The 14419-nt window shown below is 69.7% G+C and carries 9 protein-coding genes and 3 pseudogenes; 2 read left to right on the top strand and 10 right to left on the bottom strand.

Translation table 11 applies throughout. The annotated features are described in order from the left end of the window. The first annotated feature begins 141 nt into the window (after positions 1-141). Both LK06_RS25585 and LK06_RS25590 read left to right on the top strand, forming a co-directional pair. Positions 142-348 (top strand): helix-turn-helix domain-containing protein, encoded by a 207-nt coding sequence (locus LK06_RS25585; RefSeq protein ID WP_043434922.1) that lies wholly within the window; start codon positions 142-144, stop codon positions 346-348. 66 nt (positions 349-414) lie between these two features. Then, positions 415-1503: a tyrosine-type recombinase/integrase gene (locus tag LK06_RS25590; protein WP_043434925.1), complete on the top strand. Its 1089-nt coding sequence runs from the start codon at positions 415-417 to the stop codon at positions 1501-1503. 64 nt (positions 1504-1567) lie between these two features. Here LK06_RS25590 and LK06_RS25595 read toward each other — a convergent pair whose 3' ends face one another. The 10 genes and pseudogenes from LK06_RS25595 to LK06_RS25635 form a co-directional block, all read right to left on the bottom strand. Further along, the gene (locus tag LK06_RS25595) at positions 1568-3019 is read right to left on the bottom strand and encodes a hypothetical protein (protein ID WP_234367502.1); all 1452 of its coding nucleotides are present in this window, start codon (positions 3017-3019) and stop codon (positions 1568-1570) included. Positions 3020-4069: 1050 nt separating this feature from the next. After that, on the bottom strand, positions 4070-4753 hold the full coding sequence (locus LK06_RS25600; RefSeq protein WP_078859022.1) for a molybdopterin-dependent oxidoreductase: 684 nt from the start codon (positions 4751-4753) through the stop codon (positions 4070-4072). A 1071-nt stretch (positions 4754-5824) separates the two neighbouring features. After that, a pseudogene (locus tag LK06_RS34940) lies at positions 5825-7309 on the bottom strand (SAV_2336 N-terminal domain-related protein); the annotation flags it as partial. Beyond that, positions 7306-8310: a MoxR family ATPase gene (locus LK06_RS25605; protein ID WP_043434927.1), complete on the bottom strand. Its 1005-nt coding sequence runs from the start codon at positions 8308-8310 to the stop codon at positions 7306-7308. The gene LK06_RS25605 and the pseudogene LK06_RS34940, both read right to left, overlap by 4 nt. A 48-nt stretch (positions 8311-8358) precedes the next feature. After that, entirely contained in the window at positions 8359-10458 is a 2100-nt protein-coding gene (locus tag LK06_RS25610; RefSeq protein WP_043434930.1) for a VMAP-C domain-containing protein, read from the bottom strand. Beyond that, positions 10451-10912, bottom strand: a complete 462-nt coding sequence (locus LK06_RS25615) for a CU044_2847 family protein (protein WP_234367503.1) — start codon at positions 10910-10912, stop codon at positions 10451-10453. Before LK06_RS25615 ends, LK06_RS25610 begins: the two co-directional genes overlap by 8 nt. Positions 10913-11263: 351 nt before the next feature. Continuing rightward, positions 11264-11701 carry a hypothetical protein gene (locus tag LK06_RS25620; RefSeq protein ID WP_043434933.1) on the bottom strand — a complete coding sequence of 146 codons (438 nt, stop codon included), beginning with the start codon at positions 11699-11701 and terminating at the stop codon, positions 11264-11266. Further along, positions 11617-11793, bottom strand: a complete 177-nt coding sequence (locus tag LK06_RS35345) for a transposase (protein WP_078859023.1) — start codon at positions 11791-11793, stop codon at positions 11617-11619. The genes LK06_RS25620 and LK06_RS35345 overlap by 85 nt, the downstream gene beginning before the upstream one ends. Before the next feature lie 43 nt (positions 11794-11836). Continuing rightward, positions 11837-12313: pseudogene (locus LK06_RS25630) on the bottom strand (IS256 family transposase); the annotation flags it as partial. After that, positions 12309-14401 (bottom strand): annotated as a pseudogene (locus tag LK06_RS25635) (ISAzo13 family transposase). The pseudogenes LK06_RS25630 and LK06_RS25635, both read right to left, overlap by 5 nt. Between the last annotated feature and the right edge of the window lie 18 nt (positions 14402-14419).

A 14419-nucleotide genomic window follows, 5' to 3' on the forward strand; every position in this document is an offset into this window, starting at 1 on the left:
CGTGTTACATGGCTCCGCCCCTCAGCGATCTGGTCCCAGTGCCCTGACAGGGCCGGTTGACCTGCGCCGTGGACCGCCGACAGCCCGGCTGAATCAATTCGCCTGCTTGGCACTTCCCTCTCTGACTCCGAGGACTCGCGCATGCCTGCCCATTTGCTGTCCATTCCCGCTGTCGCCGCCGCCCTGGACGTCGACCGCCGCACCGTCTACCGCTTCATCGCCGCCGGAGACCTCCCCGTCGTCGACCTGCGCACCGGGACGGAACGCTCCCGCGTCCGTGTCCCTGCTGCCGGGCTGGAGGAGTTCATCGCCAGGAGGCTGGTTGGTTCCCCGCGCCCCCGTCGGTGATCTCTCGCCCCCAGTCCAGCCCTCACCGCTTCCGAACAAAGGAGTAGTACCGCGTACCTGCGTAAATTGAAGTCCGGCAAGTGGCAGGCGACCGTACGTAACCGGGCCGGAGACCGGTTCAGCGAGTCCTTCCCTCTCAAGGCCCAGGCGCGGGCCTGGGGCATCGAGCTGGAGACCCAGTTCGCCCGCGGAGGCGTGCGCGACCCACGGGCCGGCGAGATCGCGTTCCGGGAGTGGCACGACCGGTGGTGGAACGCCCGCATAGTCGAACCCCACACCCTCCGGGGTGACGCGTCCAGCATCAAGAACCACGTCATGCCCTACTGGGCGGACTGGGAAATGCGGGCCATCACCCGCATGGACGTCCAGAGCTGGATCCGGTCCCTGGTCGAGAAGGGCGCAGGCCCCGCCGCGATCAAGCGGGCCTACAACCTGACGTCGTCCATCATGCGCGCTGCGGTCGACGACGATGTGATCGCGGTGAGCCCGTGCCGGAGCATCGATCTGCCGCCCATCGCGGTCAAACCGCCGCAGTGGTTCACGCCCGACCAGGCGCAGAGCATCCTCGACGGACTCGCCCCCGCCTGGCGGACGATGTGCCTGCTCGGCTTCTACACCGGACTGCGCTGGGGAGAGCTCTCCGGCCTGCACCGCCACCGCATCGACACGCGCCGCTCGCGCCTGTTCGTGGTGGAGGTCAATACCAAGAGCGGCATAAAGGAGTACCCCAAGAGTTCCAAGAGCCGCCGCGAGGTTCCGCTCCCACCCCACGCCCTGGAGGCCCTCGAACGCCACATCCACCGGCTCGATCGTGACGCAGTGGTCTTTACCACCATCACCAAGGGCCGCTCCGGACGCCTCCTCGCCGACAGCAACTGGCGTCGGCAGACCTGGTGGCCCGCCGTCGAGACCGCCTACTACTTCGGCGACGACGGCGAGTTGCAGCTCGTCCCGCACTACCCGCCGCACTCCATGCGCCACACCTGCGCTTCGTGGCTGGTCCAGAGGGGAGTCTCGCTCTACGAGGTCCAGCACCTCCTCGGCCACGAGAGCTTCCAGACCACCCAGCGCTACGCCCACCTCCAGCCGGACGCGCACAAGGCTGTCCTCGGAGCATGGGAACGCATGGAAACCCCGCTCACCATCGCCGCATGAACGTTCCTTCGCCCTGTCCTCCACGGACAGGGCGAAGTCGTTTCCCGGTTGGATGGGGGCCGGGTCACGTTCGCGGGTCGGTTGGCCGGTCGTCGGGAAGCGCCCAGCGGCCGTCGGTGTCGAACGGCCACGGGTAGGCGTAGGCATCGATCTTCGCCAGCTCACGCAGCACCTCCCGCCTGGCCGGCGGATCCACAGGAGTGCGCAAGGGTTCCTGTAGGGGGTCGAGTTGCACCGCGTACGCTTCAGCCCATTCCAGCCAATCCGCCTCGTCCGCCGCAACCGGTGCGTCGCTGGCACGGGCGCGGGCTGCCTGGCAGAAGGCGCGGATCTCGTCGGCCTGCCGCCAGGCCCGAATCTGCCCGGTAAGAGCCGTCGCCCGGTGATGCTCGATCTGCTGCTCGCGAGCCCGCGCGACGGCCGCGTACCAGCGGCGCCGCTGTTTGGCCTCACGCAGCTCCTTCTCCAGCTCCCGTCGGTCGGCTTCCGCCGCTATGCGTTCGAGATCCCGCAGCAGATGTCCCAGCCGTGACTCCAATGTCCACCGGGCACCGTCGCTGTAGGAGTACGAGTGCTGGTACCAGCTCCCGGAGGGCGCGCCGAGAGCGAGGCGGCCGTTGAACTTTTCGTCGTACTTGGGCAGGCGCGTCCAGGGATTGCGCTCCTGCTGACGGAGCTCCTGCGGGGTCGGCTCATGCGGGACCTTGGTCGTCCGCTCCGTGAGAGCGAGTGGAAAGGCCCGGCACCGGATCACGATCGAGACCATGTGTACGGCTTCGTCGTGCTTCAGGTCGCTCTGGGCCTCGACCGCGTAGCCGCGGCCTTCCGCTTCCGTCAACAGCGCGTGCATGATCCGCAGGGCCCGGTCGGCGAGTGGACGCGAAAGGTACAGCGGGATGACTTCCGGCTTGCCCCGGGTGTCGACCACCCTTTGGGATCGGCCGAGAGCCTTGCGCGTCGCACGAACGAGACGATGAGGGCGATCGAGGGTCTCCGGCACGTCGACCGCCGGAACGGGAGGAGGCTGGACTGCCTTCTCAGCCTCCTCGTCAATCAGTGCGAAGACACAGTCGCCGCGCTGTCGGCCGCTCCACCGCAGCTTGTGTCCTGTGGGTACGTGCCCATGGTGGAGCGCGTCGTAGTACGCCGCCCGCCATCGGCCCCGGGTTTGCGCGGCAGGATCGGATACCGTGATCTTCCCCGAGGCCGACTGCAGACGGGAGATGAGCTCGGCTCCGTCGGCCGGAGCCCGCGCGGCCTGGGCGGCATCGCCCTTCAGCCGTTCCTTCTCGGCCTGGACCTGTCGGGGATGCTTGCCGTGCTTGAGGTAGTAGCGGCCGTCCGCAGTGACTACGGCGACGTGTCCGCTGCCGCGCCAGGTCCGCTTGATCAAGTTCCGTTGTTCCAACGCCCAGGACGTCTGGGTCCGGGCGGGTGGGATGGGCATAGCGTTGGAAGCTGTCGCGATCTCGCGGAGCAAGTCGACCTGGGGCTCCGTCAACGCGTACTTCACCACGTCGGCTCCTCGACGGTCCGGGGTCGGGAAGGCCAACCTAGGGGCGTTACAGGCGCCTGGCGTGCAGGGGTCCTCCGTACGGGTGCATCAGGCTGTCAACGACTGCGGCCGCTATGGCGGCGGTGTAGGACCTCGCCGCGATCATCCCCAGTGTCGCCAATTCACCGCCGTGACGCTCATTTGACGCTCCGAGCCCCGTACGTCTCCCTGGCCGAGTTGAAAAACGATGCCTGACCTGCTGTTTCGTGCCCAGCCGCCCAGGCCGACACCCTTTCGATGACCTCGCACGTGGAGTGCGTTGCGATTCTCGAACCCGCCACGAAGGGCCTCTGAACTGGGGTTCTTCTCGTTCCTTAGGTTTCGGGCGGGTTGGGCCGACCTGTTTTCCAGGATGCACGACGTGGAACGCGGGCAGTACGTCTGACCTGCGGTTTCCTATGGGACGACGGCTGCGTTGCCCTTCTCTCCAGGACGGGTGGCAAGCCGTCCTGACGCTCGTGTGACGCTGTTTCCGAGGGTGCGTCAGGTGTGCCCGGTCGGCTGTTTCGCCGGCAAGTGGAGGAGAGGACGCTCTCTTCCTTCGTGAGGCCGTCCCGATGGGAGGCGGGCATCCCGTTGTCCGCTTCAGCCGGTGCGGCGGTCGATCGCGTACGCGCTGGCAGAAGTCCGTCGGTTCCTGGCGCCTCGCCGTACCTCTTGATCAGCCCGCGCTGCTCCAGAGCCCAAGCGGTATGTGTACGGGCGGGTGGGATATACACGGCATCGGAAGCCGACGCGATCTCGCGCAGCAAGTCGAGCTGCGGTGCGGACGCTGCGAATTTCACCACTCCGGCACCACCCGACGGGTTCGGCAATACAGAGGGAGGGGCACCGATCGAGTCGCGTTGGGGCCTCGTACGAGGCGCAATTACTGAGCCTGCCCACGGGCGACGGTGTGCTGGTGTAGTCCCCTACTGGGCTCAAGGTGGTCACCCAAGGCCAGGGCATACCGTCAGCCACACCGGAGATGAGCGCGGGGGAACGCGGTGCTGACGGTGGGGTGAGACGCCCTTACAGGACCGGCCCTTCACCCGGCTCCTCCTGATAGCTGTAGCGCTGCTCGCGTCGGACCTCGCCGATGTTGTGGTAGCCGCGCTCCTCCCAGAACCCCCGGCGGTCACCCGTCATGTACTCGATGGCCCGGACCCACTTGGGGCCCTTCCAGCCGTATAGCGGGGGTACCACCAGCCGGACCGGGAATCCATGCTCCGGTGTCAGGGCCTCCCGGTTGCGGAACCGCGCCAGGAGCGACTGGGCGGAGGCGAATTCATGCAGGCGGAGGTTGGCGCTGTAGCCGTATTCGGCCCAGACCATGACGTGGGTGACGTCCGGCGCGGGAGGGGCGAGCGCCAGTAGGGTCGAGGTGGCCACCCCCGACCATTCGTTGTCCGGGACGGTCTTGCCGGAGACGCAGTGCAGGTCGGCAACGACCGTCGTCAGCGGCAGCTCGGTGAACTCCTCGAAGTTCCAGGTGTACTTGTCGCCGGAGGCCGTGGCGCCGAAGACGCGGAACTCCCACCGCTCCGGCTTGAACTTCGGGACGGGGCCGTAGTAACGCGCGGGCCAGCCCGCCACCGAACGCTGTCCGGGCGGAAGGGCCTCGTCGTCGCGGGGACGGGTGGGGAGCGGGCCCGGGCCCTGAGCCCCGCGCAGCCGGTCGCTGTCCCTGGTCCACCGCTGCCAGAAGGAGAGCATGCGAAGGGTGGCGAGGGTGTCGTGGTGGTCGGGGCCCAGCCGCTCGGTCTGGTCTGCCAGCAGCTCGGCCAGCGCCGAGGCGGCCTTGCGTGCGTGGGTCTCCGCTAGATCGGGCCGTTCGGCGCGGGTGAGCGGGCCCTGCCCGTTGAAGTGACGGGCCAGCTTCATCGCGGTCGTCGCCAGGAGGGCTGCATCCTTGGCTGGTCCGTGTTCGAGCAGGGCCAGAGCGCCGACGAGACAGCCTTCGTAGTCGACGGCGAGCGTGTTGTTGTCCCCCGCATTCCCGGCGGGAAGCCGGGCCAGCGCGTCGGCCGCCAGCACCATCGTGGCGGCCCTGCGCTCGGCGTGGTCCACGTGGGCCTCCTGATCGGGATGGCCCGCCACGACTCCGTAGGCGTCCGCCGCCCGCGTCAGCAGCCCGTACACCGCCCAGGACGGGCCAGCATGCCCGGGTGGGCCCTCCAGCAGCTGCGGGGGGACGAGCCGCGTCCAGTCCTCCGTCCTGTCGTGCTCGCCCGCCAACGCGACGAGCGCGTCCCCCAGGGCGCCGGTGGTGACGAAGTCGCCAGGCACGACCGGGCGGTTCAGGTCCCGCAGCCGGGCCCCCTCGTGGGCCGTCTCCACCGCCTCGGTCAGATCCTCCGGCATGCCGAGGGCCCGCCAGCGGCGCAGCAGCGTGCTGGAGAGGAGCCCGCGTAGCCACGTCGACCGTGTGTTGTCGCACGGGCTCTCCCGCAGCACGCGGAGCAGCCGGATGGCCTCCTCCAGATCGCGTACTGCACCGTCCTCGTCGTAACGCTGCAGATGGCGGTCAGCACGCCGGAAGTGGGCGAACCACTCGGCGTTGAGCAGCCGGATGGGTCCGGCGGACTCCGTCGGCGCAGGGCGGGGTGAATCGCTCGCGGTCGGGTAGAAGCGCCGGAGCACCTGGCTTGCCGCGCGGGCGAACGCCTGCTCGGCGGGGTGCGCGTACCTCTCGCCCGCTCCCGCTGGATCGCTCATGTGTCCGGTTGTGCCGTCGAGGTAAGTCGCTGCGAGCGCCGGGAAGTTCCGGGTGCCACGGCCGAACTGGCGCTCCACGTAGTGCGAGACCTCGCGCAGGACGAGGGCGGCCTCGCCGCGGTCGACCCTGAGGAGCAGTTGCTCCCGCACACCATCCCGGAAGTCGAAGAAGATGTCGTCGATGTCGGCCGATGTCTCGGGACGGCGTACAAGGAGGCCACTGAGCAGCACCTCGGCCAGCTCGGAGGGGCCGGTGTGGGGCAGCATCACTCGCTGCACGAGGCGCATGACCGGAAGGATGAGGGGGGCGGTCGCCAGGTAGTGCGCGAGCCGGACGGCGTCAGGCGAGGCGGCCGTGAAGAAGGCACGCAGGAGGCGCGCGGGGTCGCTCACGGCCGTGGTGGTCCTCGGTGCACGGGAGGCCAGGTGGCGGGGAAGCACCCAGGCGGCGGCTCCTCTGACCACCGGGGTAGTGCCCGCCAGCACGCGGGACCAGGCCCCGAGCGCCGAAGCTGTCGGCGCGAGGACTGGGACGGCGAGTGCGTTCGACGCCGGATCGGGCGGCTCCTGGCGGTGGGCGCGGAAGTCCCAGCGGGCACTGCGTTCCTGCCGCCGCAGGGTGCCCGGGACCGGCGGCAGGTGGGTGCGTGACCACATGCGCTGCGGCAGCGGCTGGAGTACGGCGACGGGTGCGGACTGCGCCCACCGGTGGAGGTCACGCTGCATGCGGCCGCTGCGCCAGAACGGGCCCGTGCAGTCGGAAAGGACCAGGGCGATCGTCCGCCCGCCCGTGGCGCGGAGTCCGGGGGCCGGGGTGGACACGGAGTCCGGGCGGGGGGAGTCGGAGACCACGACCATCCCGGTGCCGGGGAGTTCGTGCAGGTAGTGCACGGCGATGTCGTGGAAGGCGCCCGAACGTCCGCAGGCACGCCGGAGTTCGCGCAGCAGCTGGTGCCAGGGCGCCATCGAGGTGGAGACGTCCATGAGGAGCTGGAGACGCGCCGCAGGCCGCTCCCGTTTCTCCAATACGGGCAGCAGGAAGCCGGTCTCGGCGGCGAGTTCGGCTGTGGCGTCCTCGTCGAGCGCGGGATCGGAGGGCGCCCCCATCGGCGGGCTGTAGTGCCGGAGCGGGCGAAGGGCGCGGCGCAGCGGCTGGGTGTCCGGCAACGCGGTGCCGCCCGGCAGCTGGACGCCGACCGGGGCGGTGGCCTGGCCGGCCTGCGCCCGTACGCGCACCAGGTGTTCGTCCTCCGGGCCGGCACCGAGGTTGGGCGGGGGCGGCGGGGCGTCGGCGGACGCGGCGTGCGCGTCCCCGGGCGCGGGGGGCGGCGCGTCCGTCCCGGCGTCTCCGGGCCCCGTGGGGGAAGGCGTGACGAACCTGGCCAGCCACAGAGCGTCCGCGACCGTGTCAGGGGCCGTGGACAGGCCCGCGCCGGTGAGCCTGCGCACCAGCTCCTCCACCGGTGGGCGGGCCGGTGCGGTGTCCTGGCCCGGGGGCTGTGTCCCCCTCTCCCCCGGCCGTGCGCCTCCGGGCGTTCCCGGCTCCGTGCTCATGGCCGGCCAGGTCCCAACGGACGCATCAGCAGGTCCGCGAGGCGCTCGCGTCCAACAGGATCCTCCTGGGCGCTGTACTGCGTCAGATAGATCGCGTTCAGGAGCTGATCGGCGGCGCGCAGCCCGCCGGGCGACGCGGAGAGGAACCGCTCGATGATGTCCTCGTTCTCCTCCGCGGACGCGCTGCCGAAGTGTGCCTGGACCATCGTTGCGAGCCGGTCGGCGTTCGGGGTGCGCATGTCGAGGTGGATGCAGCGGCGCAGCAGCGGGGCGGGGAAGTCGCGTTCGTCGTTGCTGGTCATCACCACCACGGGGAACTCACGGCAGCGCACGCGCCCGTCCACGACCGTCGCGGACAACCCGTCATGGGTGAGTACGGACACCGTCCCGCCTTCGTTGTCCCGGCGAGCGCGCTCCAGCTCCGGAATGGCGAACTCCCCCTCCTCCAGCACGTTGAGGAGGTCGTTGGGCAGGTCGACATCGCCCTTGTCGAGTTCATCGATCAGCACCACGCGGGGCCGCTCTGAGGGCAGGAGCGCGGTGCCGAGCGGACCGAGCCGCAGATAGCGGCCGATGCCGGTGTCGGTGGTTCCGGGCAGCTGGGACTCCTGGAGCCGGCCGATGGCGTCGTACTGGTAGAGCCCGTCGCGCAGCGTGCTGCGGCTGACGATGGGCCACTGCAGCACGCGGCCGAGTTTCAGCTCGTGCGCGATCGAGTGGGCGAGCGTGCTTTTGCCGGTGCCGGGGTCGCCGGCGATCAGCAGCGGGCGGCGCAGATACAGGGCCGCGTTGATCAGTTCGAGTTCGTCCAGCGGCCCACGGACGGCGAACCGGCCCCGGGACGTGCCGAGCCGGCGAGTGGAGGCGCTGTCGAGCGGGGGGGCCGGCGGTGACCCCGCGAGCTCACCGTCGAACGTGCGCCAGGGGGGTGGCGGGGGCAGTCGGCTGATGCCGTCGTGCGGTTCGCTCACGCCCTGGTAGATGAACCAGTCGCTGTTCACGGAACTCCTTCGGTGCGGGAAGCGGGGGCGGCGGAGTGCGGGCGAGGGTCAGGGTGCGTCGAGAACACCTGCGGGCTCGGCGAGGGGCCGGTCGGCGTCGTCGTACATCAGGGCCAGGGGCTTGGCCCAGTAGGCGTGCGGATCGCGGCGGTGGATCCGCTCGCGCAGGACGCGCAGCCGCTCGGGCAGCTCGGCCGCGGAGCCCGCGTCCGCCAGCAGCCGGGCGGCATTGCTGCTGAAGCTGCGGCACCGCTCGTCACAGCCGTCCGGAGGGTGGGACCCGGCGTTCCACAGGAAGACGCCGTGTCCGCTCTCCAGGGCCAGGCGCAGGACCTCGCGGCCGGTGGCGTCGGCAGCCGGCCGGCAGACCACCGGGACCTGGTCGGGCCCGGCACCGGCGAGACCGGCGCGGCGCAGCAGCCGGCCGGGCTGCGGCGTCGGCAGGGCACGCAGCGGCGCCGCCGCGGCCGTGTCCTTCCACCGCATCTCCCACAGGGGGTCGACGCCGCCTCGGCGGGACGCGTCCCGTACGACGACCTGCCGGCGTACGCCCAGCGGCCAGCAGGCGGGGTCTGAGAGGTCCAGGTCGGTGACGGCGGCCTGCGGCAGCCAGTGCTGTACGGCGAGGTCGAAGTGCTCGGGCGGGAGGACGACCTCCAGCGGGGCGTGGCGTTCAGGGGTGTCCAGCTGGAGGAAGAGCCGGGCCAGCGGGCGCTGGAGCCGGAGCGGCAGGTCGTCCGGCGGGACCCCGTCGCCGTTCTCGTCGGCGTCGACGACTGCGTCGTCGTCCTGCTCGGGGTCAAGGACCCGCAGCCGCCAGTGGAAGGCCGCCGAGGGCGACCACAGGGCGGGTTCGAGCTCCAGCAGCACGCTGGGCCCGTCGCCCGGCCGGGCGTCGAGGATGCCGACCTGTACGGGCTCTGCGGCGAGCGGCGGGTTCTGGGCATGCCCGCCGGGGTGGACCAGGATCCCCGTCGCGTTCGTCCCGCCCTGCACGGTGATGTCTCCGTCGACCCGCCCGGGCAGGGTGACCTCGCCCACGCTGACGTCGGCCTCCAGACCCAGGCGGCGCATGCGGCGTCCCACCCAGCGATCCAGGTCGGCCGCCGTGGATGCCGCGCCCGGCGTCGATGCGACGGCGAGGGCGACGAGCTTGGCGTACCGCAGATAGGGCAGGGCCTCGATCGTGAACTGCATCCGGTACTGATGGATCTCGCCGTGCCCGTCCCGCCAGTGCCGCAGGGCGGAGGTGGCCGGGAACTTCGCGCGGTTGTGGAACACCACGCGCAGCAGGCTCCGTACCAGCGTCGGGTCGTCGGGGGCCGGGAGAGCGGCCAGCAGCTCGAACAGCTCCAACCGGTCGCCAGGCGACCAGGAGGTGGTGCTGTCTGGCAGGCCGTTGCCCGGCAGCTCGCCCTGGACGTCCGTCCATCCGTCGCGGAGGTCGCTTTCGGCGTGCCACCGGTCATGGGCGCAGACCAGGGCGTAGTACGGGTCCGGCCCGAGGGCATGGTCGGGGTCCACGACGACGGGACTGACGAACTCCCGCAGCAGAGTGCTGCGCACGGCCCGGCCGCCGTCCTTGATGTCGCCCTCGGATGTGCGTCTGCTGGCCTTGGTCAGGCCGACCAGGGCGCCCTGCGAGAGGTCGATGACCGGTCCCCCGGAAGCCCCTTTCGGAATCTCCGTCTGCGGGCCGAGGCGGAAGCTGTAGGGACCGTCGTTCCCAGCGACCACGCAGACGCCGTTCCAGTCGAGCAGTTCCCCGCCGCGCTTGCCGCCGGCGACGTACCAGCCGTAGGCCCGCACCTCGTGCGAGGGTGGGTCGCCGCGGTCGCTGAGCCAGACACAGGCGTGATCGGTGTCGTCCTCCAGCAGGCGTACGAGAGCGATGTCCGACTCCGCGGGGACAGGGCCGCTGTCAGGCACCCCGGACAGCAGATAGCCCGTCCTCGCCGAGATTGAGCGGCCGTTCCACAGGGTCACGGTGTACGGGGCGGCTCCCGCGGCCCGGACCACATGGGCCGCGGTCAGCGCCCAGCCGGGTGCGATCAAGCCGGCGGACCCCCAGTGCGCGCCTTCCTGTGCACTGATCGCCGCCGTTGCCGCCCTAGCCAGCCGGTCCAGGCGCGGAATCTGGTCAGGCATTCCCCTGCGCACCGGCGGTCGTGCTGTCGTTCCGGTCGCCAGGCCGCCAGGTGAGCGTGACGTTGAGGGCCGCCTTGGCCTCGCCGTCGGCGAGGAACGCTACCGCCTTACCGGACTTGGCCGCTAGCTCGACACCGAACGCGACGCTCACCTCGTCGGGGTGGGCGGCCTCGCGGGCGGCTTCGAGCACGGAGGTGCCGACCGACCGGATTACCCGCTGGACGCTGTCGACCCGCGCCATCAGGGTGTCGAGGGCTGTGACCTCCTCCTCCTCGCCGTATTCGGTGAGCCGCTTACGCAGATCCACCTCGTCCGGGTCGAGCGTCTCCACTCGGGCGAGGACAGTCTCGCCGCCGATCTCCACTTCCCGCACCCGGTACGCCACAGCTCCGCCGCTCCCGTCGCCGATCTCCGTGCCGTCCGCACCTTGCTTGGGCGACAACACCACGGTCACACACTTGAGTTGTTCAGGTTACTTCCCGGCACCGACGCGCGGGCCTGTTCACGGTCTTCTCCTGGCGGAGGGCCGGCGCGCCCAGTCCGGGATTCTCACCCCACCGGCAGTACGGCGGCCCTCTGATTGCCAATACCGAACCGACGTAGGACCATGACGCTCATTTGACGCTCCGGGCGCCCGACGGTCCTCATCTGGGACCCAAAAGCATCTCTGACCTGCTGCTTTCCTGACTGCGCCCAGGCCGACATCTTCCCGATGACGCACCATGTTGAGTGCGTCGCGATCCTTGAGCCTGCTGAAAAGGGCCGCTGACCTGCCAATGCCGGTGAGTTAGCGAGTCCGTGCAGGTCAGGTGGGGTGCTTGGTGACTCTGAGTGTGTAGTGGACGTTACTGGGAGTGCGGGGTTGGTCGCGTTTTCTGACCTCGAAGGTGTTCTTGGACGGCTTCTTGATGCGTTGGCACTGTCGGTGGCGGCGGGTCGGGAGGAGGGCGGCCAGGAGCTCGGTGATGACCTCGTGGCGTGCGGAGTCCAACACGGTCGGGTCGGATGCGGCTTGAGCGGCGACGGCCAGCCGGGCGAGTTGCACGGTGATGGTGAAGGAGATCCGGTCGGGATCGGTGCCGCCGTGCTCGGCCGCGCGCGTCTGCAGTGCGCACAGTGCCTGGTAGACGGTGAGGAGGGCGTAGATCTCCTGGCAGGTTAGCTCGGGTGCCCTGGAGCGCAGGATGAATCCGGCGCCGCGCAGGCGGTTTTCAGTTCCGCGAACCCGTTTTCGATCTCCCACCGCTGATGGTAGGCCGTCGCCAGCTGGCGGGCCGGGGCCAGCTTGGGATCCAGCAGGCTGGTGACCAGCCGGAACGTCTTGGTGCGGGGCAGTGTGGGGGGTGTGTCAACTTAACGGCTGATCTTGGTTGTTGAGCTATCGCTGGCCGGTGGGGGTCAGGTGGCCATCGAAAGCGATCTGGAAGGCGTTCAGGGGTGGCTTCCAGCGCATCGTCCAGCGGCGGCGGCCCTTGCCGGTCGGGTCCAGGCTCATCAGCGCCATGTAGACGCATTTCAACGCGGCGCCCTCGGTGGGGAAGTGGCCGCGGGCCCGGACCGCCTTGCGGATGCGGGCGTTCACGCTCTCGATCGCGTTGGTGCTGCAGATGACCTTGCGGATTTCGACGTCGAAGGACAAGAAAGGCACCATCTCGGCCCAGGCGTCGGACCACAGCTTGATCACGGCCGGATACTTGGTGCCCCACTTCTCGGAGAACTCCAAGAACCGTTCGGCCGCGGCGGCCTCGCTCGGCGCGGTGTAGACGGGCTTGAGGTCCTTGGCGACCTTGTCCCAGTCCTGACGAGCACAGTACCGGATGCTGTTGCGAATCAAGTGGAGCCGTAGAGAATCAACCTGTTGGCGTGTCGCTGCTGACGGATGCGAGCAATTCGGCGCCGCTGGTGAAGCGGGTCGGGGCGGGCGGCAGGGCGATTCCGGCTTCGTGGAGGACGGGGTGGGCGTCGGCGAGCGGCGAGGGCGTTGTTGAGGGTGCCGAGACTGACGCCGAAAGCATCCGCCAGGACCTGCCGAGTGCCGAGCTTGCGCTGATAAAGGACGGCGGCCAGGAGGCGTTCGGCATCGGTGATCTTCTGACGGAAGACGCCTCCGCGGGTGCCTGGCTGACGCGGTCCGCCGCGCTGATGGTGGCGGCGCCGCTCGATCAAGGCGGCCTGCTGCAGCGACAACTGGTCGATGAGGTCGGCGAGTTCAGCGCGGTCCATCCCGGTCAGGGACGGGTCGGCCAGGCGGTGCGTGAGCTGGAGCCGGGCGGTGACCGGTGCCCCGGTGCGTACGAAGTCCTCGATCTCCTGACCGCTTGAGAAACACAGCGTGGTGGGTGTGATGGAGATGCTGCTTTCCTGAAGGAGCCGTCGGACCTCCTTGATGGACGGGCCGATGGTGCGCTGGCACAGGCCCAGCATCTCGGCCAGCAGGTTCTGTGAGCACACGTGCCGGAGGTAGATCACGCTCAGCAGGACCCGGTCCGCGGGGGCGAGGACCGGGTGCTTGTTGTCTCCGGCCCCGTGGCGGCGAGGTCCGCCACGCTTGCGGTGCAGGCGTTCCTCACGCAGGGAGCCCAGCTCGGGCGTGATCTTCCCGCACAGGGCCGCCAGTTCCTCGCGGCTCATCCCGGTCAGGGCCGGCTCGGACAGCAGGTCGAGCACCCGCCGGCGGGCTGTGTCCTGATCCGCGACCTGGGCGAGTTCGCCATCGACATGGTCGGCAATGGGGCGGACGGTGTAGTTCCAGGCGCCGTGCGTGTCGTGGTACTCGATGGGCAGGCCCTTCAGCTGGGCCTTGCTGATGGCGATGCCCAAGGGGATAGCGGCTGGTGTCGAGTTCCGCTTCGACCCGCAGCCCACTACGGGTGCGGGTCGCGGCGATGGACTGGACAACGACTTCATAGCTGGTCAACGGGCGGCCCCGCCAGTTCATCGTGATGTGGGAGAACAACCGGTGCTCGATCTTGTTCCATTTCGACGTACCGGGAGGGAAGTGACAGACGGTGATCGCCAGGCCCGTCTCGGAGGCGAGTCTGGCCAGCTCCGCCTTCCAGACGCGGAAGCGGTAGCCGTTGGAGCCACCCGCGTCCGCGGTGATCAGCAGCCGGGTGGCCTGCGGATAGTCGTGGCGACCCCGAACCTCCCACCAGCGACGGATCGAAGTGACCGCGAAGACCGAGGTGTCGTGGTCGGTGCCGACATTGACCCAGCCGGTGTCCGCCGAAAGATCGTAGATGCCATACGGGATCGCCGCTTCACCCGTCGGCCCGGAGAAGAAGCTGTGGTCGTCGACCCGGACCGGGTCGCCCTTCGGACGCCACTGCCGTCCGGGGTTGGGCAGTCGGCCGATCATCTCCTTCTTCTTCGTGTCCACGCTGATGACCGGCTCGTCGTCGGCCTGGTGCTGCTTGACCTGCTCGTTGAGGTAGCGGAACTGGGCGTCCCGCTCCGGGTGCTGCTTTCCCTCCAGAGTCTTGGCCTGGGCCTGGAGGCTGAACCCGCTGTCCTTCAGCAGCCGACCCACCGTCATCGCGGACACCGGATGCCCCTGACGCGTCAGCTCCTCGGCGAGGTTCCGCAGCGACTTCGTCGTCCACCGCAGCGGCGACATCGGATCGCCCCGCTCATCCGGCTCGACCAGCGCCATCAACGCAGGCAGCAGAGCCGGATCGACCTCCTCGGCCCGCTTGCGGCCCCCGCCCGACCTGCGAGTCCGGCCTGCAGGTGGTGGGGCCTCGCCTGCCTCCAGCTCGAAGACACCCCTGCGGACCGTGGTCTCGCTCACCCCCGCGACCCGCGCGACGGCCCGGACACCGCCATGCCCCAGCAACCTCGCCTCGGCCGCCAGCAGCAAACGCCGCTGCCGCTCGTCCAGATGCGGCAGCAATACCTCGAACCGCACGGCGAGTTGACCGTGCTCCCCCTCCGAAAACGCCATACCAGGTCAACGAGGCAC

The sequence above is a fragment of the Streptomyces pluripotens genome (assembly GCF_000802245.2).
In the GTDB taxonomy this organism is placed as follows: domain Bacteria; phylum Actinomycetota; class Actinomycetes; order Streptomycetales; family Streptomycetaceae; genus Streptomyces; species Streptomyces pluripotens.